Raw genomic sequence first — 26,303 nt, forward strand, 5'->3', positions numbered from 1 at the left:
ATTTCAACTCCCTCCCTTCTGAATAAAGTTACTGATCCATCTTTTGTATTTTGTTTTTTGATTTTCGGAGAATCCAAGAAAAGGCCGCCCCGGTTTATCTCCCCAAGGAGCACCTTGATTATCCCGCTCATGTGCTTTTACGTTATGCTTTTTAACTGTTGTTTCCCCGTTTCTTGTCCGTCTTGTATGAGCTTTTCGGCTATGAGCCTTGACAGTTTCTTTTTCTTTTTTCTTGAATTCCCCTTTTTTAGCAGGGAATTGCTGGTAAGCAGCATAAGGTCGATCAGACCCAACCACAGCGGAACTTGAGTCGTGTTTCTCATGAATAGAAAGTTTTAGGGCACTGCTATCACTGAGGGGTTTACTGCTTCTTCCTTTTCTTTTAGATATAGTGGATTCCTTTAGAGGAATCCAAGCTGTCCCATCAGGACCTTTAGTTTGTCTAAATCTAAAATCCACCTTTGTCTGCATATCCCCTGAGATTTTCTTCATAACAGGCTTTAAGTCTTTGGCCCTAGCTGTTTTTTCATCTAAAATCGCCTTGAATTGTTCAAAGGTCACTTTTTTAGCCATAAGATCACCCTTTTTCGACCATAGCTTTTAGTCTTTCAAGTCCGGCTATGTCAGCTTTTTTCCTCCATTGTTTAACACCTTTTTCTGTGTAGATCCTTTTATGGTACTTCATCAGATCCGGGTATTGAGAGGCGTTTTTCTTGCTTTTTAACAGCAATTTGTTATCGTAGATCTTCATTAGTCTTATGCTGTCCTCTGAAATTACAGCCTCAGAGGCTCCCAGAAGGGTAAAAAATTCAAATATGTTAGTATTCATTATCTCTTCCATAGCTGCCCCGGTCAGCATTTTGTACTTCATAACAAGATAAGGAAAAGAGATCTTTGTTTCTATAGGATTCTCTTCATTATCTCCTCCGGGGATGGGATCTTTCCCATGTGTTTTCCACTAAGGACCTTTGTGCATATCCTTCCTAGAATTGACAGTTCAGAATTTGTAATATCTTCTAGTCGAATGGTTGGGACCAATAATTTTATCAACCATTTCTGCCCCTCTATAGGATCCGCCTCTAGACGTTCCTCAAGTTCCTTCTGGATGATTCCAAAGGTCCTTAACGTAGGTTCGTTTACCTCGTGTTCTTCACCTCTCATTTTAACTTTCAGAGGTTCACGGATTATTTTATCTATGTCGTAAATTATCATTTATTTTCACCTCTAAAAAAAGCCTCCCCGTAGGAAGGCTATGTATTTTATGAATATGTACCAATGGTATAAGGCATACCATAATCTGCGTCAGTTTCTTCCGGATTTGCTGAAAAGTAAAAAACTAGATCCGCTCTTGTCTTACCTTCATTCTTGTACTCAACTTGATTAGTTACTACACAATAAACTCTTTTTCCGATTATGTCGTGAGCTGTAGAGGCTCCGGCAGAAACAGGATGAACATTTATAGCTCCGAATTTAATTGCTTGGCCATGTGCTGCCATCCCTAGTCCTGTTGTACCGGACTTGTAAGCTCCTGTAAGGTCTGGAAGTGTGTCAAGGTCTAATTCTACCGAACAAGTCAAAGTTGGCTCCTCAGAAATAAAATGATTTCCGGCTTGTGCTCCTGCTAGTTGGTCAAATTTTATCTTGTTAGTTTCATAAGGTGCTGTGAAGATTGTGTCCTGCTCTTCCAATGTTCTATTGATTGTTACAGCATTTCCACCTTCAAGAGTAAAGTCTATCTTACATACTCCAAGTGTTATAACGTCCATTATTTCCCTCCTTCCTACGAAGTTATTTCAATATTATATTTAAAGCCGTAGCTGTTTTTTAATCCTGTGGCCTCGATACTAAGAGTGTTGAACTTGCTATATGAGTATCTTTTATCCAAAGACATAGTAACAGCCGCTTTGTATAGAGTTATTTTTATTCCAGACGAAATTATTACAAGTTCCCCTGTTCTTAGAAGCTCTAGACTATTGCCTTTAAGACTTAGCATTTCAGCTAGATCTGAGGTATACGGAATCGCACATTGGAATTTAACCTTTTCATCAACTTGCTTGATTTCAACTGGTTCTTTCACTACGTCCGTTTTTATCTCTTCTGTTATAGGCGTTATTGTCAATTTGACTTCTTCACTTTCCAGAGTTGGACCTAAATTTATTCCGTCTAAACTTATTAATGCCGGGCCTATAAAATAATCTGTATCAAATCCCCAGACTAACATTTAAAACACCATTATCCCCGGTGCATATTTTTCCGGTTCCTCTTCTGGACTTATTGAGGCTTTCTCCTGTGCCTCTTTTATCTCCTTTATGGTGTCCCAGAATCCAGTCATAAGGTTATCAACATACCCTTCGTAGTCGTTATTTGATATCTGCTCAAATAACTTTGCTCCTACGTAGGAAGTACAGAGATCACTCAAGAGGCTAGGCCCGTTTACCCCTTCTTTAAGTACTGTTAGATTCACAGCAGCGTCAATTACTGCTATAGCTACATTTTCCAGCTGAAGGGCCTTAGAGATAAAGTCAGACTCCCCAAATCCCCAGTGATGTAAGATTGCATTTTTGGTCTGCTCCGGCATGAATTTATCCGGCATGTAATTATAATTAGCCATTTACTCCAGGCCCTCCCATCTATCTTATAGTCCTGTACAGTTGTATCTATTGAATTTATTGGTGTTTACCACGATTGGCATTGGAGCTGATTTAGCCCAGATACCTTTTTGACCTGTAGTTTCTTCCACTCTGAGTTCTCCAGCTACTAACTCGGCTCTTGCGATTTTAGATTCGTTGGATTTTACATCTCCCCACACAAGGCATCCGTACCCTACTGCAAGAGTTGCTGGATCTGAAAGGATAAGCATTGCAGAAGTATCAATGTTATTTCCATCTGTACCTGTGGCATCCATGAGCATCTCTATTTTCTTTCCTGCTACAGTAAGGATAGGAATCTCACCTACAAAAGAGAAAGATACACCATTTATATTTTGCGCTGCATTTAGAGCCTCATTTTTAACAGCATTAAATACTGTTACACCGGCTTCTACTTTTGGAGACACTCCGTATTTCTTGATATAAGCTGTGATTTTAGCAAGGACCACATCTGAAGCCACCTTATCTGCAAAGGCAAGAGTTATAGCAGAAGTTACTCCTACATTATGAGTAGTTCCTGACTTATCAGTGTAAGTCCCTTTTAGGTATGCATCGGCACATTGTCTTTCTATTCTGTTTGCAACAGATGCAGAAGCGATTCTTGCATATTTGGCTTCCATAGCCGCTATAGAGTCGATCTCCTTACCATCTGTTGTATAAGTAGGTACACCGGCCTTTATATTTGTCAGGTCAGATGCAGAGTAGGCATAAGTTCCTCCAACTATATCAGGAGTGAACTCTATTGATTTAAACCCGTCTTTCCCTAGCAAAGGAAGAACGTCCTCTCTTCCTACTATTCCAGCCACGACAAAGTGATCTAACATCTCATCTACTCTTATGGCTTCGGTATTAGAAAGAAATTTATTTCCGGCAGCCATGAACTTGTTCGAGTAAACCTGTGGAACCTGGATTCTTTGTTTAGCCGCATTGATAAGGGCTATCAAATGTATCATTTTTTCATTCATCTAATTAAACCTCCTCTGTTCCTTCGATTTTGTCAGTAAGGATGACTCCGCACTGTTTGAACTGGGTGATTGCAGCTGTATCAGTGTCAAAGTCCACCCCTACAATATCTTCCTTCGTCACTATAGCAAGAGATGTTATTGTCCCGGCTACGTCTGATCCCAAAGCTGTCAATGTAACTTCAGGTCCAGTATAGATACCTGCTATAACTCCAACTGCCGCATCACCATCTACATAGTTATAGAACTTCCCATCTGTATTGTCTTGAGCTAGCACTTGAAAAGTTTCTATTGTTGCATCTGCCGCTCCAAGAACGATTCTCATGTCAGGTGCTATTCTTTTTATATCTGCCGCAGGTGTTGTTGTTGATCTTGTGAATTCTGCCATCTTTTTATACCTCCATCATTAATTTTTGTGCATTTTCTATTATCTCATCTGCCGTCTTGCTTTTCTTCGGACCGGAATCAGATCCCAACTCTTTACTAAACTCTTTAAACAAGTGCTTGAAAGGCCCTCCCTCTTCTGCCATCTTCATAATATGATCCTTCATAGGCGTTTTTTCATTCTCTGAAAATTCAATTATGTTTCCATAATTTTCCCTTACAAAGGCTTGATCTACAGCAAACTCCATTATTCCTTTAATGGAAGGTGGAACCATAGCCATAACTTTAGCCTTAAGATTATCCCTCTCCATCTCTCTTGCAAATTCAGCTTTTACTTCTGCTTTTATCTCTTCTTCCGTTTTATTAGGTTTAGGTTCTGTTTTTTCTACTGTATATCCTTCAGACTGTAATTTTTCTATCATCTCTGCAACTTCCATCTCGGTTTTTACCTCCTCTTCTGTAAACTCTATATATTCCACCTCTCCAACTTCTTCAGAGAACTCAGAAAAAGCCTTATCCAGTTCCTTGATGTGCGGCGGGGCATAGCCAAGTAAAGCCAGATGATCAGGATCACCTGCAGGACTGATACCGATAGAAAAGTTTTCATAGGCTCCGCCCTCTGTGACTTTTTTTCCAAACTCGTTGTATTTGATTTCTCCATACAGAAACCCATCATCATCTACAGAGGAGCATTTGACTCTCCCTCCTATAGGTATGGCGGTCTTTGCATACCCAGATTTTATCCAGTCTTGGATGTGACCTGGTATTACTGAAAATTCTTTTCCAGCTTCCACCCACTTATTAAGAGTTTCTATAGAATAGTTTCCTTTCGTTCCATAGTTTCCAGCCTTGAATATTTTCTTTAAAATTTTAATCACCTCCCGAAATTAATCTCACTATATGAAAAAGAACCCCCAAGGATATGTGGGGGTTAGAGAATTTTTTTTAAATAATTGCATAAAACAAAAAAAGATGATTGCTCAAAAATTAATCTGAACAACCATCATTCTTTTAAAATACTTATATATTTGATTTGAAAATATTATTTATCATAATTTACTTTCATCATTTCTGTTTTAACTTTAGATTCTAAAATTGCTATCTCTCCATTTAATTTCTCAATTTTTTCCCAATTTGGTTTTTCTTTCATTAATTCAGATTCTAATTCCAGTTGTTTTCTTCTGATTTCTATTGAATATTTTTTATGGATTTCAAAGCTTTTCTCCCTCATTTCAAAATAAGTCTTTTCTTCTTCAGGAGTAAGTCTTCGCTGTGGCATATATCTGTCATCTCCATACATTCCTCTGTGATATCCGGATCCCATCATATAGTCATCGTAACCCGGACCCATCATATGTCCTCCATATCCTGACCCCATCATGTACCCGCCCATCATATATCCTCCATATCCTGGCCCCATCATACGCCCGTTGTGATACCCTCTAACTTCATAGTTTTTATCATTACTATCTGCATAAGCCACTGATGATAAAGCCAAAATTGTAGTTAAAACTAATATCCCTTTTTTCATGATCTCCTCCTCTGAGTTTGAATAGTTTAATAAAGATACGCTTTTATAAAATACTCTATCAATCAAAAAAAATTTATAAAAAAAAGGAAAAATGACATGTCTTGTGTAATATATAATTTACTTCATACTTTTCCAGTCCAAATTTCCCAAAGAGCAACCATATAAGTTGAATATATGGTTGCTCCCATCAACAAATGAAATATTCAAATCCTAATTGAGGTGATGCATATGAAACAAAATACAAATATTGAATTTTTTAAGTTTATAAGTAATTTAAAAATAAGAGCACAAAAAGATGCAGAGAATGCAAGTTTATCTAGAGAAATTTTAGTACCCACATACGATTATTATAACAGTCTATTTTCTGATTATCTTCCTTTGCATAAAGATGATCACTATGTTGCAATGGAACTGGAGGAATTAAAATTATATATAAACAAATTAAAATCTAGAATAGAATTTTTCTCTAAATAATATTAATCACTATATAAAATAGAAATATTTTTAATTTTTTCATTTTTAAATTTAAAAACCATTTTTGAAATTTGTTCATTCATATCCCAGGCTTTAGGACCATCCGGAATATCTTCCAGAAAAAATATTTTTTGCCTCACAATTACCTCAGTAAATTCATCTTTTATATTATGATTGATAATTTTCCAATAAATAAACTGATATTCTATATTAAAAAAATTAAAAATACTTTTAAACTCCTCGATCCCAAAAGCCAATTTTACAATATCACCATTTTTCATGCTGTAAATACCTATATCTTGGTGAACTAAAGAAATAATTTTGGGAAGATCCAAAGAGTTTAGGCTACTCACATAGTCCTCTGTTATTCTTTTTATTTGATTAATGTGCATAATATCACCTTCAAGGTTTTTACAATCATTTAAATTCATATAAAAAATACTACTAAACCAGACTAAAAGAGTAAAAATAAAAATGCAAGTGAATTTTATTTTCTAAAGTATTACTTATGTACTTATGCTAGAAAGCCAGACCTGAGCCTGGCTTTCTAGGGTGGGAAAGTTAGAGGAAGGTTATCTATAAAAGATAGCCAAAAATATAGACATATTCTTGAGAGAGTCTATTTAAAACTCCATACTTAATAATAGACGTTTTTCCTTTAATTATAAAAATATATATTCTCATAATTTTTAATCTAGTCTTTCTTTCTATTTTTTTTATTCACAAGTTATTTGTTTTTAATTTCATCAAAAAAACTATACAAATTAATTTATTTTATTTAAATATTTAACATCTTATATTTATTTCCAATAATTCCTACAATTACTCATTTTAATACTTTTTACAGAAATGCTTTTGTTAAAAGCATACGTCATCCTTTAAAAGTCAATCATCCTCTTCCTCATCAATTTCAAGCAATTCTTTTATCTCATTCATTCTTACGCTATTATCTTTCCCAGTTATTTCTTCTTCCATTTCAAGCATTCTAAATTCATTTAATAGCTCCATGTACTCTGTTTGAGTCATTATTTTATCAATTTTTTCCATTTAAAACACCTCTTTAAAAAATTTATCAAAATAAGTATTAAATTTTTTCATAAAATCTGTTTGTTTTTCTACTGGAATATATCTACTTGCAGAAAAAGCCTCTGCTAAAAACTCACTTGTATCACTTGCGGCATAGGTTCCATACTCCTCTTTAATCTTTATGTTGATTTCAAACTTATCAAGTCCATAATCCTCCATAAGTTTATTTTTTATTTTCACAGAAAGCCTATTTTTAGAGCTGAAGAGCTCATTATTAACAGCGTTAATTTCTGAAATGTCTTCTCTGGTAGTATACTCTTTCCCTACCCATTTAAAAAACCTTTCTTTCAAATCAGAATCAGTTTTCAGAGCATAAGCCGTATCTATAGCATGTCCATATTCATGTTCTACAGTAGCCAGAGCAGCCATATTTTTACTACCTCTTTTAGTTGATTCTAAAACATGCATTTTCTTTGCAGTATCATAATTTTTCATATGAACATTAGAAAAAGTTAGATCATTAGCAAGTTCGAGTAGGCTTTTATTTTTATTGGAGCTTTTTAGACCCATTCCATAACTTCCAAACTCTCCATTCCTTTTTAACCCCTTAACATTCATAGTAAGAACACTATCTATAGGATAATCATTCACAACTTTAAGAAGTTTCTTATCTATCTCTTTTGAAAAGTCAGCATCGATACCAGTATATTTTACACTTTTAAAAGCTTCCTGTGTGCTCTTATATAATGTTAGGTCCCCCCCTATATTTTCCTCTAAAATTCCCAGGATCTTATCTATATCATTTTCCTTTTGCTTAACAGCTTTTTTAATCCCCTTGGCAGGATTCCCTGCAAAATCTCCCATCTTACCCTTTAAGTCCTCTATGCTCTTAGGTATGGATCCAGATGTCTTCAATCCATACTCTTTCACGTCCTCTTTTGAAAGTGAGATACGCTTGGACCTGCAGTTATGATGGTTTGGTGGCATAAATGTAAACCAAAATTCGTGATCCAGAGGATATACTTTACCATCAAGAGACTTGCATATGCTAGACTCTCTACCATCCTCTATAGCATCATACAGTCCATAGGGTTTATTCTCTCTGTTCTCCTCTTGCTGGATATAGGCCCCGGTGTTATAAGCAGAGTGGAGATTATTTCTCCATACTAAATTTAAGTACCAGCCATTCTCCCCAAACCCTGTATTCTTAAGTATTTCATCTGAGTTTTTAATCCATTCCTTAAAAGTCTTACCAGATTTCAGGGAGTTCTGTAGGTTCCCTATGAGCCTCTTGGTAGTTTCAAGTTCAATGCTCTTCTTTATCCAGGTAAATCTTGCCCTAATCTCCTCTGTTATCGGCTCTATTGTAGTATACATTGCAGGGACTCTTTCCAATATAGCAGATATGGCCTCATCATAAGGAAGCTTAAAAGGATTTACCTCTTCTGAAAATTCTGCCATATCCATCTCTTTTTCATCCATAGCCCCTATAAGTGCCCCTATAATAAGCTTATTCTGAAAATCTGATAGGTCATAACTGAACCCTTTTTTTAGATCCTTTATAGACTTTATTTTTTTTAATTGCCTCAAGGCCTGCTCAAATATTTCCTTTGTAAAATCCTCTCTTTTTTCCTCAATAAATTCATCCAGAGTTTCAATATTTGCCTTTGTCTTTTCAAGGTAAAAATCTATTTTTTTTTTAGACTCGGAGAACTCAGACCCTATACCCGCTGACACCTCTTCCAAGTCACCTTCGTCCACCCCTATGATCTCAGCGGCTTTTGCTTTAGAGATTTTATAACCAAGATCCTTTGTCCTATTGAGTGTTTCTATTTTTATAGCTATTGTATCAGCTTTTTTCTTTTCAAGTTCCTCTTTTACAGTTTCCCCTTCATCTAGTTCCGCTACCCAATATAGGCCCTCTGTATCATAATTAAGGATAAGCCCGTCATATTTTAGAATCTCTTTTAATTCTCCTGTAATAAAGACAGCTATATCATCCTCAATCTTTTCTTTTTCTATCTGCTGTACAGAGTCCCGGCTATAAGATCCCGTTTCTCCCTCTGAGAATACAGAACCTTTTATAAACTTCTCTATTTTCTTCTCAAGCCTCTCCAAAAGGATCTTGTGCATTTCTATTTTGAGATCTGAAAGAGATATAAAAAAGAATGAATCTTTAAGAGAGAAGTTGCCTCCTAAAGGAATTGCCATAACATTTCCACTGGTCATAGCTTTAACAGACTCAGCCCTTGCTTTTACCTGTTTTCTTCCCTCTTCTGTTTCGGCCTCCATTTCATCAAATCCAAATACTGGGATAATCTCGCCATATTTAGCTTGGATCCCTCTTACTTTTGCCTCAAGGTCATTATAATCTTCAAAGGCCTGTGCCAATCCGTATGAAAAGAGTGATTTCCCTTGAGGGTATTCAAGATTGCCTTCCCAGATAGCTATTTGAAATTTATCCGGTGTCATTTCTATCTCCGTTTCACCTCTAAGATACCAGACTCCTGTGGATCTCTCATATTTGACTTTAGATCTAGGGATCTTAACAAGCTTTTTTAGAGTGAAGTCATCATTATAGATTTTTTCAAATACTGTGAATCCATAATAAGGAGTTAAAGACAGCTCTTTCAAGTATCCCTGCCAATTTTCTATTTTTCCAAATTTTCCGTTGATCTCTTGTATAAGGTCATTATCTTGAGGTCCGTTCTTGCTCCTAAGTTCTATGATTCTAGAACATACACCTCTCACGAGGGACAGTACAGGTGTTGAAACAGTTATGTTGTGCAACATTTTTTCTATGAGTTCCGGTTCAATAGATTTTGTTTCTGGATATATACTTCCGATACTCAAATTTGAAATGGCAATTTCTCGAATAAGATTTCTATTTTTAACAGGTTCTTTTGAAAATTCTGCAGGTTTCTTCTTTTTAAAAAAATTTAGCATTAAATCCTCCTCTCTAAATCCGAATTATTAGTTATACCCAAAAGTTGACTAAAGGGTTCATCTGTACTTCCCTATTTTTCTACATTCTTTGAGAAACCTTGATTTAAACCCTTTGAATGTCAACTTTTAAACCCATATTGGGGCACTGTTAAGAGTTCCTTTTCTAGCTTTTGATATGTATTCTTCTATGCTGTACCTGAAAGCATCCATGAGATGGTTGAATTCATCAATTGGTTTATTGACTGTATTCCCAAACTTATCTTTATCCCAGGTGTAGTTGCTTATCTCAGTTATGAAATTAACACATCTTGGATGAATATAGATTTTAAACCCCTGGATAAACTGGATTCCGTTGTTAATGGAGTCTTTCCCTTTAGCTGCACCGATTATTCTCCTGAGTCCCAGATCTCTTAGTTCATCTATAGATTTTGGTTCTGCTGAGTCAGCCGTTATTTTTTCTTTAGAGTAACCTCTTTTAGAGATCTCCTCGTATATCATTTTATTTCTTAGGGCTTTTTTGTAAATCTCATCAAATACAAAGATCTCTTTTTTTTCTAAATCTATTAAGCCACAAAACAATGCCGTAGGATCATTTGTATAACCAAAATCTAGACCAAAAATAGATTTAACGCTTTTTCTTGCAGATATATCATCTGTATCAAATTCTTTTTCTTCCCAGTTCTCATAGACAAGGCCATCTACAATACCCCATTCTCCAAGTCCAGCCACCTGATAACGTCTGGGGTTATTCTTTTTCATATTCTCAAAAACTTTCAGATCTGCCTTATCCAAAAACTCATTGCACTTGTAGTTGGTAGTCTTAGCCAATATGTCCGGGTCATTTTCTGCATCAAAGAACCTTTTCTTAACCCAGTGCTTTTCATTCCAAGGATTCATCGTGAGGGTGATCTGTTTAAAGAGGTTTCCTGGAGACTGCCCCCTTATAGATTCATCCAGCATATTAAAACTATCTTCATTGGTTATCTCGTAGCATTCCTCTAGCCACATCCAACAGAGCATGCCTGTCTCTACTGTTATGGATGTGATTTTGAGTGGGTCATCAAGTCCTCTGAAAAGAATCTTTTGTCCAGTAGGTTTATATGTAATTTCTATCGGAGATTCTTTTGTTTCCCAAAACTCACTTACTCCCAGCCTGTTAATTGCCCACTTGAGATCTGAGTAGCAGCTATCTTTTAAAGTTCTGAATACTTTTCTTACAACTAAGAGGTTTGACTGAGGATGCTCCATCATTTTGTAAATATAGTAAAGTGCTGTGGTCTTTGATTTTTTAGATGCACGGGATCCTTTACATACTTTGTAACGGCCTTTAAAATTCCAGTAGTCTTTATATCCTTTTCCAATGATGTCTGGCAGATATATTTTCTTACTCTTCAAGGGCATTCTCTCCATGAATTATTACTGGTATAGATCCTTCAACATTAAGCTTATCTGTGAATATGCTGTACCTCTTCCCCAAGAGCTCTGCAGCTTTTAGTCGTTCCTTCTCATCTGGTGCTTTCAATAATCTTCTTGCAGAAGAACATCCGTCCCCTTCACCTTCTACAACTACGATCTCCGCTACAGACTCTCCCCTCATTACCGATGTAAGATATTTTAAAACCTCAGAAGCATTAGCAATTCGTTTACTTTCAATTTGTTCAAGCCTCTCATCTATGTAGGCCTTTACTTCAGGTTTTTTCAAGTTTTCATTTCCAATTGAATAGCAAGTCTTTTCTGAATAACCTGCCCTTTTTGCTGCCTCAGTGGCATTGGCCAGTTCTATATAGAAATCAGCAAATGCCCTCTGTTTCAATGTAAGTTTCACAATGCCACCTCCAATACAAATTTTAAAACTCTCATATAATAAAAAATAACCCCCAAGGATTCATAGGGGTTAAAAAAAATTACTACCTCTTATTTTTAATCTTCTGAGGTGATAGCCTAGTTTAACATTAAGTCTATTGATTGTATTTTCAGAAGTTTTTACACTTATTCCAAGGTCATTTGCTATTCTTTCATGGGTAAAACCCAGTTTATTTTTCCTCCTCCAAACCTCAATCTCTACTTCAGTGGCGATAGATGTTCTTAGATCCTCTAAAAAAGCTTGCTGTATATGCTCATCACCCTCTGAAAATATATTATCGTTATCTACATTCAAATCCATCTTCTCACTATAAACTTCCAAATAAGCAGTTTTTGACATTTATCTTATCTCCTTTTGCTTTATACCTAGCAATTGTCTAATATATTGATTACCATTCCAGTTTTGGCCTTATCGACCTCATACCCCAAGAACACTGGTATCACATTATGACAATCGTCATCTTCCAGCCATCCATACTTCTGCATAAGATCCAGAGGTAATTGAGCTGCGTTGATATAATCAAATTTTCTCCTGGAATCCCTGATAAAATAAAATCCTATCCTGTAGGGCTTCTCTTTACCTTGGAGTAATTCCATAAACTTGTTCCTTTTGATTTTATATTCCATTTCAGAGGTCTTAATATATCTTTTGCAGGTGTCAGACATTACTAGGAATTTCCCAGTCCACTGTTTCGAGTTTTTAGAGCTTGGTACATTCCCTGGTATAAATATTTTAGTCTTGTCCATGGTTCGCCTCGGTTTCAATTTTAGCTATATACCTGTCCAAATACCATCTGGCTTTTTTTAAGTCTTGGATTTTGTTTTCTTTGTGTTCTGCTCGTGCTACGTATTTGACTACATTTCCTAGGTGGTAGGGAAGTCTCCAGTCCTCTATGGCATCTATGACCTCAATCTCCCCAAAAGTATAATGCTTAGGGTGGTTGATATTATCTGTCATAGTGTCCACTCTCCATCCTGGATAAAGTCCGGTCTATCTTCTGCTCAATGATACGCCTAATATCGCCCCTGTGCTCCTCTAAGACGTTTTGAAAGAGGTGGTGGAGGTTGTGCCCCTCTAATGCATTCTTGAAGTGGATACAGTGAATCTCGAAGTCTCTCTTGATAGCTCCAGCTGAATTAACAATCATTTGTTCAGCAGTAATAATCCTGTCTGCTATTTCATCTTTGACCTCGTTGAGCCTTTTCTGGGAAGGATCCATAAGAAACCTCTGAAGGGACAGAAGCAACTCCAATCCCTCACATTTGGTCTGTTCTAGTTGTGCAGAACCACCGAAGTGGTTGTATATGCTACTGTTCTTGATTTTATAATCCTTTGATATCATATGCCCTCCCTGTGAGATTATTTAGTATTCCCATCGTCTGGTTATATATTTCAAGCTTTTCTTTCAAAGCCTTATTTTCAACTCTGTACGCATCTATATTTTCATGTGCTATTTCAAGGTCAACTGCCATATCTGTATTCATTACCTCAAATTTTTTTAGCTTGTCATTAAGTTTTTCAATGCATGGATGAGGTGTTTTCAGTTTATGAGGCACACTCTTTTTAAGCTCATTATCCAGATACTTGTTGACGTTATCCGCATATTCTATTTGGGATTTGAGATCCGAAATAATATTATCTTTTTCAGCTATCTCTTTCTCCCTCTCCGAAATCACTTCTAATGCATCTTGGAGCATATTTTGCTTATTTAAGTTCATCACACCATCTCCACTTATTTTATTTTTAGGCTTTAAACGGGCTATTTTATTTCTTACTTGTGCCACTGCGACACCTAGTTTTTCCGCAATTTCATTTGCAGTCATTTTGCCCTTGTTGTCGATTATGAACTGCTCTTCCTCTTTGGTCCAAACTTTCCGCATTACTCCCCCTTTATGTCATCGAGTTGTTTTCTCTTGAATTTCCAAAACCTCCTCAGACTGTCCATGCTGCCTATGCTATACCTGGCCAGATATTTTCTCTGATCACCAGGCATCATGTTGCTGGCTTTCTTTCCCAGTTCTTCCAGGAAGGCCACAGTTTTTTCCAGGATCTCTTTTTCAATCACACTTAAGCGTTTTCCCTTTAGTATTTTTCATGTAGAGCCAGTACGCATATAGCTTTATCTCTGATTTAGTCATGGTTATAACCCCCTTATGCATTCGTTAAATCTTTGTATTTCGCCTTTAAACATAAACATATCAGTCCCTGTTGTTCCGTTCCTATTTTTCACTGTTAAGACTTCTACAACGCCCTTAAACTCACTATTTTCGTTGTAATAATCGTCTCTGTAAAGCATTTGAATGACTGAGGCATCTTGCTCTATCTGTCCCGACTCCCTCAAATCACTCATCATAGGTCTTCTGTCTGCTCTCTGCTCTACCGCTCTGGATAACTGAGAAAGAGCTACTACGGGGATTCTCAGCTCCCTAGCAAGATCTTTCAGACCAAGTGATATATTGGTTATCTCCTGTGTCCTGTTTTCTCCTGAGCCTCTTATAAGCTGCATATAATCCACAATTATGAAATTTAAAGGCTTTATCTGGTTGAGTCTCTTAGCTTCTGCTCTTATTTTCCCTATTGTGGCTCCTGGCATATCAACAATTTCAAGGTCTAGTTTCCCGGCTATTTCTCTAGCGGTTCCGATTCTACCCATGTCCTCATCGGTGAGCTTTTTCATGCCATAAGAAGTCATTATTTTTTCTAACTCCACACCACCAAGAATTGATATCATCGTTTCATAAGTTGTTTTTTATCCATTTCGAGTGAGAAAAAAGCTCCTCTGTGCTTTTGGAAACATAACTTTGACGTGAGATTCAAGGCGTAAGCAGTTTTCCCCATGGCAGGTCTTGCAGCTATTATCACAAGATCTCCCTGCTCGAAGGAAATTCTTTTGTCGAGATTATCATAACCTGTTTTCAGGTGGTCGCTCTTTAAGTCACAGTTGTCGATCTCGTCAAAAATACCATTCATGGTTTCCGAGAGTTTTTCCGTATAGTGTGGGTTCTCTCTCCCTTTTGCCTGTTCCAATTTCCCAGTTATTTTTTCAAGCATCATATCTGCTGTGGAATGTTCATCTGACAAGATTACGGTAATCTCTTTCGTGATAAATTCTCGCTTGATAGTGTCTTTCAGCTCGTCTATATACGCTGTAACATTTGAACTGTTGAATTCTACCTCAGTGAGCCGCTGTAGATATTCCATATCGAATTGATCTAGCATACCAGGCTCAACTTTATTTCCGGACTTAACAATCTCAGATATCTTTTTATGAAATTCACGTTCTTTCCCGGTAAAAAGTTTGTTGCTTAGTTCCGCTACTTCCTGTGCAGCCGTATCACTCAAAAGAGTCGTGGCCAATATTCTGAGCTCATAATTTTTCCTAAGGCTTACCATGATTCCACCTCTTTCAGGCTAGAATAGTAATCTGGTACTGTTGGAATGGCATTCTCTACTGGATCACTGTCTTTGTAAAACCCACCAATTATTTTATCCAGTTGTTTATTGCCGGTAAAAGTTTTTATTGGCGGCTTTTTATTACTTAGACCTTGTAAATATTTAGATTCACTAATAGCTTTTACCAGCTCTTTTGTAGAGTGGTTTTTTAGATCACTTGGATTAATACACATTTGAACTCTCATCAGAGGTGTATCGGTTGCTTTTGACACTAGTTCACAATAATTTTCAAAATCTGATTTTTGCATAGATATATTAATCTTATTTAGTCTATTTGTATTATTCTTATTCGGGTACGGTTTTTCGTACTGGTCATCGGTACGGTTTTCCGTACTGGTAGCAGTACTATTTTTAGTACCGGTACTATTTTCCGTACTGGTACTATTTTTAGTACTGGTTTTTGATTGAGTCTTTTCTTTTATTTCATCAATTTCAGGTTCAGTTATAAAGTATTTTGTAGCAGTTCCATTTTTCTTTTCAGCTTCAAGAAGCCCTATCTCAACTAGAAGCCCAATAGCTTTATTGATGGTCTCTCTCCTGGCTCCTGTAAAATCTACCAGTGCAGCATAACTTAGTTTAAAATAAACCTCGCCTTTTCCGTTTATCCAACCGTTATTTCTAGAAAGGTTGTAATTATTTAAGGCAAGCATATAAATTTCTCTATGAAGGCTTTTAAGACCTTTAATCTCATAGATCCATTTAGGCATCTGATAAAATTCTTTCTTTTCCATATCTTTTGCAGTAAGTCGTTTTGCCATAATTAAAAAATCACTCTCCTGTTAGAGCCGTGCCACCGACCCTCTTTATTTTTGTATTTTTATTGAAAGGCCCCACAGGGCAGAGTCGGTGGCTGACCCTGGAGACACTTCAAAAAAAATACAATTTCATTAAATTTTTGACCAAAAACGTAAATATGCTGGCTATATTTATGTCCGAACCAGCAACGGACAACCGATTTTAATTCAAGAAGGATCCTGCACATGCAGTAAAGACTCTTCCAAAGAGCCTCTTCGATACAGTCAAGAGAAGCGAAAGGCATGGATAGAGTACCCTTCGGGGGAGCCCCTTGACTGCACTGAGGAAGCCCTGAAATAGGCTTCTTGTATATATGCATCAAAAAAGGTAAATTTTAAGTGGTTGCTGTCTTACTACCAAAGGAGGTAATTTTGCACAAACAAAAATTTAACACCATACTTGCAATGAAATCATTTCAAAGTGTCCCTGGAATGGAAACTAATTATTTAATATTTACTACCCCACTAGGATTTGTGAGCGGTAATTTAATATCTGAAAATGAACATGACAAAGTATCGTTTGATGCCGAAGATATATCAAAGTTAAATTTAAGTTTCGGTCTCAAAAGTTTCAATCAAGCTGCCGATAATCAAGAAAAAGATATAGAAAAAATTGATTTTACTAAAGTTATCCCACTAAAAGATGTAACTATATCACTAGCTAATGGAAAAATAATAAATACCCCTTCGTATTTATTGTTTATTGATAGTGTTTTAGGCATCACAATTGGTAATTTGAATCTAGGATAAGTTTTTTTTAATAGAAGACAGCAACCTATTTTTAACATCGTTTTTATTTATTTTTCTTGGCATTTCCACTTTTATAGTGACATTCTTCTTGATAAAATTTTTATTAATATCTTCTTTAGCTTTCTCCACGCGTTTTTTAATATATCTTCTCAGTACTCTCTTTTTTCTCTTTTGAAAATTCCTCACTCTCTCACCTCCTTGGAATTTTGTTTTCTACCAATTTGTAGAACTAGTTTGTAAAAAAATATAACAAATCTATATTAGTGACATCTTTTATTATTTTTATTTGCTCCAGATTAAAAGTAAGACGTCCGTCTTTTAAATTTTTAAGATGGTAGTGTAAATTTTGTCGGGTACATCCTATTTTATTACTTAATTCATTTTTTTTTATATTTTTTTCTTTCAAGGAATTGTTTAAAATTTCTAACACATTTGCCTCCTTCACAAAATCACCTCATGTTACTTATTCTACATTATTGTAGATAATACGTCAAATTAATTTTTACTTTTTGTTTTTTAAAATAAAAGTTTCTTTTCTTACAAAAATAAAAAAGCCCCTCTATAGGGGCTTAAGAAATTTTTATTGACTCATAATTTGTTCTAGCTCTATGAATTCCTCTTGTGTAAGAGTCCCAGATTCTTTTTTGTAATTTAGATACTTATATCTTTTTCTTTCTTTAAGAGGTTTGAGTGCTTCCTCTTCTTTTTCCTTTTCCTGAGCTATTTCCAATTCTTCCAGCCTGATTTTCTCCAAGAATTTCTTTTTTCTTTCTTCGGCTTCGGCCTTGGTTTGCTTTTGTTTTATCTCCTCTTTCACCAGATCTTCTTTGCAGAAAAGAACGATAATCATCAGCAATGGCGAAAGCAGGATAGACAGCAATAGCCAAGCACCGAAACCTCTTCCCCTGTCTGTGGCAAGTTTTGCCACAAAGAAAGAAAAAGCCAACCAAATTAAAAATAACATAGTATATTCCCTCCCCCTAGATTGATATGAATAAGTATACCCCGAGGATGATGCAAATTCAAATAAAGAGATAAAAATATGGAGACATTATTTTTTCTTGAAATTTCATATTTTATATGGAAAACTTACATTAAAATATATATTAAAAAATAATTCAAAGGAGAGAAAATTATGAAAAAATTAATTTTAACGTTATTACTATGTATTAGTATCACTGTTTTAGCTGTCCCACAAGCATCTCCATGGGATAGTGTTACATATGCAGTAAAAAATTATTTGAAGGATAATGCAAACGATCCGAAAAGCATCAAATATGTAGAATGCAGCTATATACTAAAACTCAGCAACGGAGGGTGGGCTCAACGAGTTAAATTCAGAGGTAAAAATGCTTATGGTGGAATGGTTCTTAATGAATATGCATTTTTGATATCTGGAGACGGGAACAGTGCTGTGGTTGTTTCGGCTGGTTCTATGGGTGAATTTAGTAAAGCTCTTTCATCAACAGGAGTCAGTATAGTCGGATCTTATAATCATGAAGGAAAGAAAGTAGATTAGTAATAAAAAAAGAGCCCCGTATAGGGGCTTTTGGTTATGAAATAGCATTAAAAATCTTTAATTTAAGTTCTTCTGAAAAATCCACCTCATTTATCATAGATGTTATTATTTCTTCTAATAATTCTTTATCTATTTTTCCTGAGGCGACATGATAACTTATATTTTCCATATCTCTGATAAATCTGTCAAGCATATAAAGATAACCGTTTAAAAGTAAGAATTGTGCACCTAAAACAATTGCTATTCTTTTATTTCCATCATTAAAGGTATGAAATTTATTTGCACAAAAAAATAAATGTGTAAGTTTTTTTTCGAATGTTGGATAATAAAGATCATTTTGAATATGGGCTAAAGCACCCTCTAATATTCCCAAATCTCTTATACCAGTATCCCCACCGCCACTGATCTGTACTGTTTTTTTATGAAGTTTTTTTACAATATCTACTGGGAAATAGTTATACATATTATTCCCTTTCCTTTAAACGTTTAAATTCATCTTTATAATCTTCAAGCCTTTCCGAAAGTTCCTTACTTTTTTCACCCAAAAATCTTTCAAATTCAGCTGGTGGCAAGACAGATATATATTCTTTTAGATTTTTATGAAGTGCATCTCTGAAAGCTAGATCTCTACTAGCCATTTTTAATCTAGCTTTTTCTCTTAGTGGTTTAAATAAGACCATATTTTCAAATTGGTGAAATAATACATCCACTTCGTGACTTTTAAGCTTTCTTCCTAATTCAATACTTTTTTTGTTTAAAATATCAGCAAAACCATACTCGTAACTTGAAATTATATCTAATATCTCACTATACATAGTATCTCTTATATTTTCAGAACTATTTAACCTTAAAATTTGACGGTATTCTTTAGCTTTTTCATTGAAGATTGATACATATATTTTATCTGTGTATATAGCATATTTAAAATTTCCCATATCTACGCAATTTTTCAACGCATCTGTAAATTCTTTTCTGTAATTTTCTTGCTGAAAATAACTTATTATGAAATCTTCATCTCTTTGATTTATATACTTTGTGCTACCGCCTGTTTTCTGATTAATAACATCTATCACAATATCTAGTATCGCACTTCTTAGTTCTGAAGCTTTTTCACTTTCAGTAAGAAGCATACCTATGTTTAAAAATGCTCTGAAATTAAAGATACCTAATACGGTAGTTTTGGTGCCGACATCTATGTCGGTACCACTATGCTCTTTTACTAATTCTTTTAATGTTTTTAAGCGTTTCCCACGTAAAACAACATAACCATTTTTTCCTATTTCATCTGAATTTTTTTCAATATATCTTTCAACAGTTCTTTCGTCAATCTCATAAAATTCAGCTAATTGTTTTTTTGTAAACTTTATTTCATTTTCAAAAATAAACCCCTGCACCCCAATAGCCTTTTCAATTTCTTTTAAAGCAACTGGATTATTTAATATATTCTGTCTGTCTATTTCAGAAACAGTTAAATCTTTACCCAAAAGAATCACCTCTAAATCCTATTTTATACTATTGTGTAATATTTCTAATTATTTTGCTCATCTCGTCCCTTTTAAATTGTGGCTTAAACTTAATATTTAAATTTCCAGCAAAAAGCTTCTCAACACATTTGATTTTCATTTTTTCTTCAGTTGATAAACCTATCTCGTCTTTGCCTTTAGATTCGACTACAAGATTTAAAGTTTCTTTACCATCTTTATATCTCACCACATAAGCAAAGTCTGGAGAGTAGGTTCCTCCTGCAACTACTGGAATTTTAATACTATTTTTAGGTATTTTAGAAAAAACTACCACTTCTGAGATATGTTCTATAATATTTTCTTTTTCAATCTCAGAGTCAAAATAGAGTTCATTGAACAGGTAGTTGCTGTCAACTTTTTCTATGCTGTTATTAACTCCTACTTCTGATGAACAGATACTTTGTTTAGCTTTTCCGATTTCATCGGTTAAGGTAGTTGGGTGAATATTTGTACTGACCTCATCATATGATATGAACATATTTTTCAAAGAATTTTCAATTAGGTAATCTCTATAATATTTTTGAATTTCCCTAATTGTAGTTCTGTTTAGGTAGTTGTTCAAATTGAAATTATTTTTTGATATTCCATCTTTAATTTTAATTGAACTATTCTCTTTGAGATATAAGAACATATTATGAATCATGACGAGTGGAACCTTCATTATTTTTTCCAGCTCTAATAAAAACTCTTTATAGGTTAAGTGAGACATGTTTTGAATTTTATATGACACACTTTTTTCCTCGATAAAATCTATTTTATCTCCTTTTTCCATCTTATGTACTTTCAACTTGAAACCGCTGTTTTCAAAAAGGCCATTCCCCCAAAATTCTAAAATCATATTGTTCAACAACTCTTGCTGTTCTTGGTTGCTCTTAAAGTCATATTTTATAAGTACCTTTTTATTTAGCTCTTCCCACAGTTTTTTAAATTCTAAGTATTTTTCCTGCCTCAAAGTTACTTTTTTATCTCCATCTTTACTGCTTCTAACTTTATTTTTCTTAAGCTGTTCAAAAACTAAAGGATAGATCTCTTTTATTCTCTCAAATCCCTGATCTAAGAAATTTTGTTTTCTGTCAATTATCTTCAAGGTTTTAAGTTCATCAAAAACATCATCATCTTCTTTATTGTATGTTTTGGATATCTCTTTAAGAAGTTCATCAGTCAAAACCTTTGGTTGCTCGTCAAAAAGAGACCCGCTGTTTATCTCTTTTTGAAGATTTTCTACAAAATCTTTCTCTTCAAAATCTACAAAGTAATGGAGATAATGTTCTTTATCGGTAACCCTATTCATATACTCATTTACCGGGATTCTTAATCCTCTTCCTACTTCTTGGAGTTTATTTGTCTCACTTCCGCTTCCACGTAGTTTACATATAACAAAGATATTGGGATTGTCCCAGCCTTCTCTTAAGGTCCATTTAGAAAATATAAACCTCCTTGGGTTATCCAAATCTAATAGGGATTCCTTATCATGGAGTATCTCGTTGACCTCTTTCTCTATTTTTTCATCACTACCACTGTTATCTTTAGAAAAGTATCCTCCATGACAGTTTCTTATATCTTTTAAGCTATCTTCTAGATATTTTTTATATTCAAGATTATTTGTTCTTTCTATTCTTGATTTTATAACCCTTTCCAGTTCCTGTTCAAAAAATATTCTTATATGTTCCTTACTGCTGTCTTCCTGATTTCTATAGGATTCGATGGAGTCAATAAAGAAAAGAGACATTGTTTTTATCCTAGGAGAATTTACCTTAGTCATATTTTCTTCTTCTATATCAAAGTGTTTCTCTATAGCCTCTCTTATCATCTTTTCCTGTAATATTTCGCTGTAAGAATAAGGGTTAAGTTTATCTTTTTTCTTCATCTCTATCCCGTTAGACAAAAGAGCTCTAGTTTTATTAATAGCTTCAATAGTGAGACCCTTCATTTCAGAATGGACAACTGAAAAGTCATCTTTTTTACTAAGAGTAAAAGTCTGCTTTTTACCCAGTTCATTAATATAAATAAACTTGGCTTCTTTTCCGTCGTTATCATTTAAAACTATAGATTCATTTTTTCCGTCTTTGTTTTCCTCGATATTTACAACTATTCCCTTAACAAGATCGTTGTTAAAGGCTTTTATAGCATCGAGAGAGTAAACCAGATCATAATATTTTTTATCAAAGGTCGCTCCGTACCTAATAAGAAACTGTGGATTAAAATTCATTAGATTTTTCCATGTTTTTTTATCACTTTTAAATTTATGAGGTTCATCTATTATGATCACAGGCTTAGTTGATGATATACCGTCCAAGCAGCAGGAAAATCTGTCAAATAATGTAACATCATATTTCTCTTCTTGAATTGTAGGGCTATTTATCATCCCCTGGTTAATTACCAGTACATAAATACTGTTTTTATCCATCTTTGAACCTTCTATGTACTCCTTTACCTTTGGAGGGAAAGGTCTTTTAGCCGTGGTCTTTTTATTGCCACTATCTACAACTAGACAGTTGATATCTTTTTTATAAATACTGTTAAAGTGAAGTCTGCAAGCATCACTCTTTAAAAAATTAACTGTCCCGGCTTTTATTGATAGGGTGGGGACAACAACAATAAACTTGTTTAATCCATATTCTCTGTTCAGTTCAAAAATAGTTTTAGTATAGGTATAGGTTTTCCCAGTTCCTGTTTCCATATGAATATCCAAGATCAGAGGATCTCCCTCCTTATACTCTTTTTTGAGAGTGCTAAGCTTCTTTTCTCCTCTTATCCTCTCAATATTTGAATCTATGACATCTCTGTCCTTTGCCAAATTATAGTTACTATGCGGAGTAGTCTCATATATCCCTGCATCTCTAAAGACATCCACGATAGATTCTATGGCATCATTTTGATGTTTCAGATTATTTTCAAAATTAAGGTGTTTACTCATTAATACCTCACCTCAACTTCAATATTGGCTCCCTTTTTGTTGTTGTAGTTCTTAATATTTTCTTCTAGTTCAACTCTATATTTTCCTATTGTATTAGTAAACCCATAGATCACTATTTTATTTATCTCAAATTCAGGATCGTTGTCTATCTTTTCAATTATTTTACTCTGAACCTTACTAGAACTTATAGAGTCAATTAGATATAAAATCTCACCAACTCTATACCCCTCATAGATATATGTTCCCGAACCATCTCCACCCACAACAGTTTTTTCCCAGGAAAGTTTGACTGTCTCAATTTCTGTATTCAGGAAGTTTCCATCCTGTAATTTATACGTGTGAACAAGATCTAACCTGTCATTATTTGTTAAGGAAATATGTTCAGGTAATGTTATTTCATCTGTAAATTCAATCATTTCATCCAACTCTTTTATCTTATTATCTATTCCAAAGATCTTGAAACCAAGCTTTTTCTCCAGTTCTATCCTATCAAAATCTTCTTGATTTTTAGTCTCTTCCTCATCCAACATCTGCTTATTGGCTCTCTTGATTCTTTCGATACCTATTGAAGTGATGTTTTTAGGAAGTTTTTCTTTTTCACAAAACTTATATGCCTCGCTTTTTTGAGAAAGTTCCTCCTCAAGCTGGACCATTATCCATTTTCTGTTCCCGCCGTCTTCCAAATTAAGCTTATTTACTGCGTGGGATGTAGTGGCAGAACCTGAGAAAAAATCAAGAATAATATCCTCATCTTTAATTCCTTGACTTAGGCAGTAGCTTATAAAATCTACAGCTTTTGGTGAAGAGAAAACTTTAGTTCCGAATAATTCCCTTACACTTTTTGTTCCAGCATCACTAGAAAAAGATTTGTCTAGCCAAAACGATTTAGCCTTTACTATTCTCTGCTCTCCATTTTGAATCAAATAATCTTTTTGATAGATATCAAATTCATTCCTTTTATTTATATATTTCGCTTCTAATTCGTCGATTCTTTCCACTGCCGTAGCTTTTCCCCATCTCCAACAACCATCAGATCCATCTGATAGTTTAGGGTAAATTTTTATAGACCCTTCATTTTCATCTAAATAAATTTTTTTAGTCTCTTGATTATAGTAAATAGGATAGAACATTTTAGGTCTATCTTCTCTCTTTGAATTACTTCCTCTTTTTCTCAAACCTTGTAATCTATACTTTCCATTACAATCTTCTAAATCATATTCTTTAATGTAATCTTCTGGCATAGGGATTCCATAAGTAGAGTAAGATGTTGATTTTCTGTATATTAGAAGATTTTCATGAGCAGTTGCAATATATTCATCATCACTTCTTCCCTTTAAATTATTTACAACAGCAATATTAGCAATAAAATTTTCCTCGCCAAATATCTCGTCACACATAAGTTTCAGTTGTGCCAATTCGTTATCATCTATGGATATAAAAATAACTCCATCCTCTGTGAGAAGTTTTCTAGCCAAATACAATCTAGGAAACATAAATGTAAGCCATGCTGAATGTGAAGAGGAGTTCCCTTCCCACTTCAGTATTCTTTCCTTTTCCTCTTCATCTATGATGTTAGATCTTACAAGTTTATTAAGTTCCTTTGCGCTAAAATCCCTATTATCATTATAAACAAACTCCCCACTCTTTGTGTTGTAAGGCGGGTCTATGTAGATCATTTTTATCTTTTCTCTGTAGCCGCTATCAAGGTGTTTCAATACCTCTAAGTTGTCCCCTTTTATATAAAGGTTTTCACTGTCTCTGTTTTCCTCTTTACTGTTATGCTCCACATCCTCCCTGAGCATCTTTCTGGCTTCCCCTTGAGCCAATGCTCTGGCATATGATTTACCCAGCCAGTTAAGCCCGTAAGAGTCTTTAAAGACTTTTGTTTCAGGGCTTATAATCCACTGGAATTTTTCTAAATTAAAATTTCCATCTCTGTCGAAACACTCTGGAAATTCTTTTTTTAATATATCTATTTTCAATTTATTATTTTCCACTTTCTGCTCCTTTAGTCGATCTGTTATAATTCCATTTCCATTATAGCCTATGCCCTCTCCCCTCTGCTCAAAGTAAGTCTTAACAACCCTTCTGTGCCTTCTACGCTTTCTCCATAATCCAAATAACCTTCCCACAGACCTTGAACTCATCATTCTTACGAATCTCCCTTGGAGGGTAGTTCTGATTATCTGAATAAAGATAACACTTGCCGTCAAAGCACCTGTACCGTTTCACTAAGGCCTCTCCTTCATGGATAAAGATGCCTATGTCGTTGTTGGCAACCTCGATTTCTCTTTTGACCATTACGGCATATCCGTCTTTTATAGTCGGTTCCATAGAATCTCCCCAGACATTTATTATGACGCATCCCTCCGCCACGGATTTGGGTAGCAATAAAACATCTACTGGCTCTGGACTTGGCTCTAATCCAGAGCCAGCTGATACTGAGTTATACACAGGAACTTGAATCATTTCTGTTGATCCTGATTTTAATTTGGAAATGGAGATGTTGGATTGGTTTTTTATATTCTTACTGTCTTCAAGTTTTCTTTCTAAGTCTTCTATTTTTTCTATTATAGGTCTTGGGGTTCTATCTCTTGAAATTAAATACCTAACTTTCTCAGATTCTTTATTATCTGAAATAAAAGCAGATATAAATTTTTCTATAAAATCATCTTTTGGAATCCTTTCTCCAGTTTTGTAGTGACCTATTGCAGACACTGAGGCTCCCGTTGCTTGAGAAATATATTCTAATTTATAGCCTTTATCTGCCATAAAATTGCTTAAATATTTAGAAAATTCAGTTTTCATTCATTAACCACTCCATTCTTTTCTTTTACTTTACCTTAAACAATCTATATTTTATACAAAAATGTAAAATATTGTTTGACATTTTTTCTACAAAACAGTAGAATTAGTTATGGGATGAATTGAAGGCAAGTTTTTTTTAAATTTTAGCTCTACAAATAAGTAGAAAAGTTAAGGTTTTTTTTATTAAGGGGGAGCTTATGAATGAAAAATTAACAAAAGTACAGATCGCTCGTGAACTCATAAGACCATTTAAACTTACATTTATGGATATTAGAAAACATGATCTTGAGGCTCATGAAATACAATTGATAGTTAAAAATAATAAACAATATTCGGAAGTGTTTATCAGGCTACTTTTACAAGAGGTTCATAGCGGAGAGGTGAAAGGAAGATGAGAAAAGGGATAAGTGGTAAGTCAGAGGTATTGGATAAGTTGGTAGCCAAGTATGGTGATATTACTGTGGTTGAAGCTATCAAGAAAGAAGAAATAGAAGAGACACTGAGGAGGCGATAAAAGTGGCTATATGTAATCTTTGTGGGAACTGGATGGATAAGGTTGGAAACTGGGGAGACGGATGGACAGAGCCCTATGAAGAACTTTGGAGGTGTGAATGTGGCCAAGAGTTGGATATTAACCAAGCTTATGGAGATAGCTGGTCTATTGAAGCAGCAGAAGAAGAGGAAGATTAAATATTATGGAAATT

General features: G+C 34.8%; 36 protein-coding genes and 1 pseudogene. 6 read left to right on the plus strand and 31 right to left on the minus strand.

Annotation, left to right across the window (positions count from 1 at the left end; all coding sequences use genetic code 11):
* Positions 1–3 precede the first annotated feature (3 nt).
* From ILYOP_RS15260 to ILYOP_RS15265, 10 genes are all read right to left on the minus strand, one after another.
* Positions 4–573, minus strand: coding sequence for a phage virion morphogenesis protein (locus ILYOP_RS15260; protein ID WP_013388476.1), 570 nt, complete (start codon positions 571–573; stop codon positions 4–6).
* 4 nt (positions 574–577) lie between these two features.
* Positions 578–871 (minus strand): hypothetical protein, encoded by a 294-nt coding sequence (locus ILYOP_RS10445; RefSeq protein ID WP_013388477.1) that lies wholly within the window; start codon positions 869–871, stop codon positions 578–580.
* Between the two features lie 29 nt (positions 872–900).
* Positions 901–1,212: a hypothetical protein gene (locus ILYOP_RS10450; protein WP_013388478.1), complete on the minus strand. Its 312-nt coding sequence runs from the start codon at positions 1,210–1,212 to the stop codon at positions 901–903.
* Between the two features lie 47 nt (positions 1,213–1,259).
* A complete protein-coding gene (locus ILYOP_RS10455; protein ID WP_013388479.1) occupies positions 1,260–1,766 on the minus strand; it encodes a hypothetical protein in 507 nt (168 codons plus the stop codon).
* Positions 1,767–1,780: 14 nt separating this feature from the next.
* On the minus strand, positions 1,781–2,221 hold the full coding sequence (locus tag ILYOP_RS10460; RefSeq protein ID WP_013388480.1) for a hypothetical protein: 441 nt from the start codon (positions 2,219–2,221) through the stop codon (positions 1,781–1,783).
* Positions 2,222–2,611 carry a hypothetical protein gene (locus ILYOP_RS10465; protein WP_013388481.1) on the minus strand — a complete coding sequence of 130 codons (390 nt, stop codon included), beginning with the start codon at positions 2,609–2,611 and terminating at the stop codon, positions 2,222–2,224.
* Positions 2,612–2,635: 24 nt separating this feature from the next.
* Complete coding sequence (locus ILYOP_RS10470) at positions 2,636–3,613, minus strand: major capsid protein (protein WP_013388482.1); 978 nt, start codon at positions 3,611–3,613, stop codon at positions 2,636–2,638.
* A 4-nt stretch (positions 3,614–3,617) separates the two neighbouring features.
* Positions 3,618–3,998 carry a hypothetical protein gene (locus ILYOP_RS10475; protein WP_013388483.1) on the minus strand — a complete coding sequence of 127 codons (381 nt, stop codon included), beginning with the start codon at positions 3,996–3,998 and terminating at the stop codon, positions 3,618–3,620.
* A gap of 4 nt (positions 3,999–4,002) precedes the next feature.
* Positions 4,003–4,872, minus strand: a complete 870-nt coding sequence (locus ILYOP_RS10480; RefSeq protein ID WP_013388484.1) for a hypothetical protein — start codon at positions 4,870–4,872, stop codon at positions 4,003–4,005.
* A 164-nt stretch (positions 4,873–5,036) separates the two neighbouring features.
* Positions 5,037–5,525, minus strand: coding sequence for a hypothetical protein (locus tag ILYOP_RS15265; RefSeq protein WP_013388485.1), 489 nt, complete (start codon positions 5,523–5,525; stop codon positions 5,037–5,039).
* Between the two features lie 228 nt (positions 5,526–5,753).
* On the opposite strand from ILYOP_RS15265, the gene ILYOP_RS10490 reads away from it, so the two are divergent.
* Complete coding sequence (locus tag ILYOP_RS10490) at positions 5,754–5,999, plus strand: hypothetical protein (protein ID WP_013388486.1); 246 nt, start codon at positions 5,754–5,756, stop codon at positions 5,997–5,999.
* Positions 6,000–6,001: 2 nt separating this feature from the next.
* On the opposite strand, the gene ILYOP_RS10495 is transcribed toward ILYOP_RS10490, so the two are convergent.
* The 13 genes and pseudogenes from ILYOP_RS10495 to ILYOP_RS10550 form a co-directional block, all read right to left on the minus strand.
* On the minus strand, positions 6,002–6,430 hold the full coding sequence (locus ILYOP_RS10495) for a hypothetical protein (protein ID WP_013388487.1): 429 nt from the start codon (positions 6,428–6,430) through the stop codon (positions 6,002–6,004).
* A 454-nt stretch (positions 6,431–6,884) separates the two neighbouring features.
* A complete protein-coding gene (locus ILYOP_RS15860) occupies positions 6,885–7,046 on the minus strand; it encodes a hypothetical protein (RefSeq protein ID WP_013388488.1) in 162 nt (53 codons plus the stop codon).
* Positions 7,047–9,971, minus strand: coding sequence for a phage head morphogenesis protein (locus ILYOP_RS10500; protein WP_013388489.1), 2,925 nt, complete (start codon positions 9,969–9,971; stop codon positions 7,047–7,049).
* A gap of 126 nt (positions 9,972–10,097) precedes the next feature.
* The gene (locus ILYOP_RS10505; RefSeq protein ID WP_041921276.1) at positions 10,098–11,372 is read right to left on the minus strand and encodes a PBSX family phage terminase large subunit; all 1,275 of its coding nucleotides are present in this window, start codon (positions 11,370–11,372) and stop codon (positions 10,098–10,100) included.
* Complete coding sequence (locus ILYOP_RS10510) at positions 11,356–11,796, minus strand: terminase small subunit (protein ID WP_013388491.1); 441 nt, start codon at positions 11,794–11,796, stop codon at positions 11,356–11,358. The genes ILYOP_RS10505 and ILYOP_RS10510 overlap by 17 nt, the downstream gene beginning before the upstream one ends.
* Positions 11,797–11,865: 69 nt before the next feature.
* Positions 11,866–12,174: a hypothetical protein gene (locus tag ILYOP_RS10515; protein ID WP_013388492.1), complete on the minus strand. Its 309-nt coding sequence runs from the start codon at positions 12,172–12,174 to the stop codon at positions 11,866–11,868.
* A gap of 26 nt (positions 12,175–12,200) precedes the next feature.
* On the minus strand, positions 12,201–12,581 hold the full coding sequence (locus ILYOP_RS10520; RefSeq protein ID WP_013388493.1) for a RusA family crossover junction endodeoxyribonuclease: 381 nt from the start codon (positions 12,579–12,581) through the stop codon (positions 12,201–12,203).
* Positions 12,568–12,792 (minus strand): DUF3310 domain-containing protein, encoded by a 225-nt coding sequence (locus ILYOP_RS10525; RefSeq protein WP_013388494.1) that lies wholly within the window; start codon positions 12,790–12,792, stop codon positions 12,568–12,570. Before ILYOP_RS10525 ends, ILYOP_RS10520 begins: the two co-directional genes overlap by 14 nt.
* Positions 12,782–13,177 (minus strand): hypothetical protein, encoded by a 396-nt coding sequence (locus ILYOP_RS10530; protein ID WP_013388495.1) that lies wholly within the window; start codon positions 13,175–13,177, stop codon positions 12,782–12,784. Before ILYOP_RS10530 ends, ILYOP_RS10525 begins: the two co-directional genes overlap by 11 nt.
* Positions 13,158–13,715 carry a helix-turn-helix domain-containing protein gene (locus tag ILYOP_RS10535; RefSeq protein WP_013388496.1) on the minus strand — a complete coding sequence of 186 codons (558 nt, stop codon included), beginning with the start codon at positions 13,713–13,715 and terminating at the stop codon, positions 13,158–13,160. The genes ILYOP_RS10530 and ILYOP_RS10535 overlap by 20 nt, the downstream gene beginning before the upstream one ends.
* Complete coding sequence (locus tag ILYOP_RS10540) at positions 13,715–13,900, minus strand: hypothetical protein (protein ID WP_041921277.1); 186 nt, start codon at positions 13,898–13,900, stop codon at positions 13,715–13,717. Before ILYOP_RS10540 ends, ILYOP_RS10535 begins: the two co-directional genes overlap by 1 nt.
* A gap of 75 nt (positions 13,901–13,975) precedes the next feature.
* Positions 13,976–15,228: pseudogene (locus tag ILYOP_RS16275) on the minus strand (replicative DNA helicase).
* A complete protein-coding gene (locus ILYOP_RS10550; RefSeq protein ID WP_013388497.1) occupies positions 15,222–16,046 on the minus strand; it encodes a replication initiator protein A in 825 nt (274 codons plus the stop codon). Before ILYOP_RS10550 ends, ILYOP_RS16275 begins: the two are co-directional and overlap by 7 nt.
* 408 nt (positions 16,047–16,454) lie before the next feature.
* Here ILYOP_RS10550 and ILYOP_RS10555 point away from each other — a divergent pair, with 408 nt between their 5' ends.
* The gene (locus ILYOP_RS10555; RefSeq protein WP_013388498.1) at positions 16,455–16,832 is read left to right on the plus strand and encodes a hypothetical protein; all 378 of its coding nucleotides are present in this window, start codon (positions 16,455–16,457) and stop codon (positions 16,830–16,832) included.
* Here ILYOP_RS10555 and ILYOP_RS10560 read toward each other — a convergent pair.
* The 3 genes from ILYOP_RS10560 to ILYOP_RS10570 all read right to left on the minus strand — a co-directional run bounded on the left by ILYOP_RS10560 (position 16,824) and on the right by ILYOP_RS10570 (position 17,796).
* The gene (locus ILYOP_RS10560) at positions 16,824–17,018 is read right to left on the minus strand and encodes a hypothetical protein (RefSeq protein ID WP_013388499.1); all 195 of its coding nucleotides are present in this window, start codon (positions 17,016–17,018) and stop codon (positions 16,824–16,826) included. The genes ILYOP_RS10555 and ILYOP_RS10560 overlap by 9 nt on opposite strands.
* A 43-nt stretch (positions 17,019–17,061) precedes the next feature.
* A complete protein-coding gene (locus tag ILYOP_RS10565) occupies positions 17,062–17,262 on the minus strand; it encodes a helix-turn-helix domain-containing protein (protein ID WP_013388500.1) in 201 nt (66 codons plus the stop codon).
* A 150-nt stretch (positions 17,263–17,412) separates the two neighbouring features.
* Positions 17,413–17,796: a hypothetical protein gene (locus ILYOP_RS10570; protein ID WP_013388501.1), complete on the minus strand. Its 384-nt coding sequence runs from the start codon at positions 17,794–17,796 to the stop codon at positions 17,413–17,415.
* A 276-nt stretch (positions 17,797–18,072) separates the two neighbouring features.
* Here ILYOP_RS10570 and ILYOP_RS10575 point away from each other — a divergent pair, with 276 nt between their 5' ends.
* Complete coding sequence (locus ILYOP_RS10575) at positions 18,073–18,351, plus strand: hypothetical protein (protein ID WP_148223711.1); 279 nt, start codon at positions 18,073–18,075, stop codon at positions 18,349–18,351.
* 34 nt (positions 18,352–18,385) lie between these two features.
* On the opposite strand, the gene ILYOP_RS10580 is transcribed toward ILYOP_RS10575, so the two are convergent.
* Genes ILYOP_RS10580 through ILYOP_RS15280 form a run of 5 tightly spaced genes read right to left on the minus strand, consistent with a single transcriptional unit; the run spans position 18,386 to position 25,599 of the window.
* A complete protein-coding gene (locus ILYOP_RS10580) occupies positions 18,386–18,814 on the minus strand; it encodes a type II toxin-antitoxin system death-on-curing family toxin (protein WP_013388503.1) in 429 nt (142 codons plus the stop codon).
* A 1-nt stretch (position 18,815) separates the two neighbouring features.
* On the minus strand, positions 18,816–19,835 hold the full coding sequence (locus ILYOP_RS10585) for a DNA-binding protein (protein ID WP_013388504.1): 1,020 nt from the start codon (positions 19,833–19,835) through the stop codon (positions 18,816–18,818).
* A gap of 28 nt (positions 19,836–19,863) precedes the next feature.
* Positions 19,864–22,791, minus strand: a complete 2,928-nt coding sequence (locus ILYOP_RS10590) for a type III restriction-modification system endonuclease (RefSeq protein ID WP_013388505.1) — start codon at positions 22,789–22,791, stop codon at positions 19,864–19,866.
* Entirely contained in the window at positions 22,791–24,941 is a 2,151-nt protein-coding gene (locus ILYOP_RS10595) for a site-specific DNA-methyltransferase (RefSeq protein ID WP_013388506.1), read from the minus strand. The genes ILYOP_RS10590 and ILYOP_RS10595 overlap by 1 nt, the downstream gene beginning before the upstream one ends.
* Positions 24,889–25,599 (minus strand): S24 family peptidase, encoded by a 711-nt coding sequence (locus tag ILYOP_RS15280; RefSeq protein ID WP_013388507.1) that lies wholly within the window; start codon positions 25,597–25,599, stop codon positions 24,889–24,891. Before ILYOP_RS15280 ends, ILYOP_RS10595 begins: the two co-directional genes overlap by 53 nt.
* A 197-nt stretch (positions 25,600–25,796) precedes the next feature.
* Here ILYOP_RS15280 and ILYOP_RS10605 point away from each other — a divergent pair, with 197 nt between their 5' ends.
* The 3 genes from ILYOP_RS10605 to ILYOP_RS15865 are packed head-to-tail and all read left to right on the plus strand — an operon-like array spanning position 25,797 to position 26,289.
* Positions 25,797–25,994 (plus strand): hypothetical protein, encoded by a 198-nt coding sequence (locus tag ILYOP_RS10605; RefSeq protein ID WP_013388508.1) that lies wholly within the window; start codon positions 25,797–25,799, stop codon positions 25,992–25,994.
* Positions 25,991–26,113, plus strand: coding sequence for a hypothetical protein (locus ILYOP_RS16160; protein ID WP_013388509.1), 123 nt, complete (start codon positions 25,991–25,993; stop codon positions 26,111–26,113). Before ILYOP_RS10605 ends, ILYOP_RS16160 begins: the two co-directional genes overlap by 4 nt.
* 2 nt (positions 26,114–26,115) lie before the next feature.
* Positions 26,116–26,289, plus strand: a complete 174-nt coding sequence (locus ILYOP_RS15865) for a hypothetical protein (protein WP_013388510.1) — start codon at positions 26,116–26,118, stop codon at positions 26,287–26,289.
* Positions 26,290–26,303: the final 14 nt, after the last annotated feature.

This window comes from Ilyobacter polytropus DSM 2926 (assembly GCF_000165505.1).
GTDB classification, from domain to species: Bacteria; Fusobacteriota; Fusobacteriia; order Fusobacteriales; family Fusobacteriaceae; genus Ilyobacter; species Ilyobacter polytropus.

Excerpts from the sequence above, each read along its gene's own strand:
- ILYOP_RS15260 (WP_013388476.1), bottom strand. The coding sequence starts at position 573 with ATGGCTAAAAAAGTGACCTTTGAACAATTCAAGGCGATTTTAGATGAA.
- ILYOP_RS10445 (WP_013388477.1), bottom strand. The coding sequence starts at position 871 with ATGAAGTACAAAATGCTGACCGGGGCAGCTATGGAAGAGATAATGAAT.
- ILYOP_RS10450 (WP_013388478.1), bottom strand. The coding sequence starts at position 1,212 with ATGATAATTTACGACATAGATAAAATAATCCGTGAACCTCTGAAAGTT.
- ILYOP_RS10455 (WP_013388479.1), bottom strand. The coding sequence starts at position 1,766 with ATGGACGTTATAACACTTGGAGTATGTAAGATAGACTTTACTCTTGAA.
- ILYOP_RS10460 (WP_013388480.1), bottom strand. The coding sequence starts at position 2,221 with ATGTTAGTCTGGGGATTTGATACAGATTATTTTATAGGCCCGGCATTA.
- ILYOP_RS10465 (WP_013388481.1), bottom strand. The coding sequence starts at position 2,611 with ATGGCTAATTATAATTACATGCCGGATAAATTCATGCCGGAGCAGACC.
- ILYOP_RS10470 (WP_013388482.1), bottom strand. The coding sequence starts at position 3,613 with ATGAATGAAAAAATGATACATTTGATAGCCCTTATCAATGCGGCTAAA.
- ILYOP_RS10475 (WP_013388483.1), bottom strand. The coding sequence starts at position 3,998 with ATGGCAGAATTCACAAGATCAACAACAACACCTGCGGCAGATATAAAA.
- ILYOP_RS15265 (WP_013388485.1), bottom strand. The coding sequence starts at position 5,525 with ATGAAAAAAGGGATATTAGTTTTAACTACAATTTTGGCTTTATCATCA.
- ILYOP_RS10490 (WP_013388486.1), top strand. The coding sequence starts at position 5,754 with ATGAAACAAAATACAAATATTGAATTTTTTAAGTTTATAAGTAATTTA.
- ILYOP_RS10495 (WP_013388487.1), bottom strand. The coding sequence starts at position 6,430 with ATGAATTTAAATGATTGTAAAAACCTTGAAGGTGATATTATGCACATT.
- ILYOP_RS15860 (WP_013388488.1), bottom strand. The coding sequence starts at position 7,046 with ATGGAAAAAATTGATAAAATAATGACTCAAACAGAGTACATGGAGCTA.
- ILYOP_RS10500 (WP_013388489.1), bottom strand. The coding sequence starts at position 9,971 with ATGCTAAATTTTTTTAAAAAGAAGAAACCTGCAGAATTTTCAAAAGAA.
- ILYOP_RS10505 (WP_041921276.1), bottom strand. The coding sequence starts at position 11,372 with ATGCCCTTGAAGAGTAAGAAAATATATCTGCCAGACATCATTGGAAAA.
- ILYOP_RS10515 (WP_013388492.1), bottom strand. The coding sequence starts at position 12,174 with ATGTCAAAAACTGCTTATTTGGAAGTTTATAGTGAGAAGATGGATTTG.
- ILYOP_RS10520 (WP_013388493.1), bottom strand. The coding sequence starts at position 12,581 with ATGGACAAGACTAAAATATTTATACCAGGGAATGTACCAAGCTCTAAA.
- ILYOP_RS10525 (WP_013388494.1), bottom strand. The coding sequence starts at position 12,792 with ATGACAGATAATATCAACCACCCTAAGCATTATACTTTTGGGGAGATT.
- ILYOP_RS10530 (WP_013388495.1), bottom strand. The coding sequence starts at position 13,177 with ATGATATCAAAGGATTATAAAATCAAGAACAGTAGCATATACAACCAC.
- ILYOP_RS10535 (WP_013388496.1), bottom strand. The coding sequence starts at position 13,715 with ATGCGGAAAGTTTGGACCAAAGAGGAAGAGCAGTTCATAATCGACAAC.
- ILYOP_RS10550 (WP_013388497.1), bottom strand. The coding sequence starts at position 16,046 with ATGGCAAAACGACTTACTGCAAAAGATATGGAAAAGAAAGAATTTTAT.
- ILYOP_RS10570 (WP_013388501.1), bottom strand. The coding sequence starts at position 17,796 with ATGTTATTTTTAATTTGGTTGGCTTTTTCTTTCTTTGTGGCAAAACTT.
- ILYOP_RS10580 (WP_013388503.1), bottom strand. The coding sequence starts at position 18,814 with ATGTATAACTATTTCCCAGTAGATATTGTAAAAAAACTTCATAAAAAA.
- ILYOP_RS10590 (WP_013388505.1), bottom strand. The coding sequence starts at position 22,791 with ATGAGTAAACACCTTAATTTTGAAAATAATCTGAAACATCAAAATGAT.
- ILYOP_RS10595 (WP_013388506.1), bottom strand. The coding sequence starts at position 24,941 with ATGATGAGTTCAAGGTCTGTGGGAAGGTTATTTGGATTATGGAGAAAG.
- ILYOP_RS15280 (WP_013388507.1), bottom strand. The coding sequence starts at position 25,599 with ATGAAAACTGAATTTTCTAAATATTTAAGCAATTTTATGGCAGATAAA.
- ILYOP_RS10605 (WP_013388508.1), top strand. The coding sequence starts at position 25,797 with ATGAATGAAAAATTAACAAAAGTACAGATCGCTCGTGAACTCATAAGA.
- ILYOP_RS16160 (WP_013388509.1), top strand. The coding sequence starts at position 25,991 with ATGAGAAAAGGGATAAGTGGTAAGTCAGAGGTATTGGATAAGTTGGTA.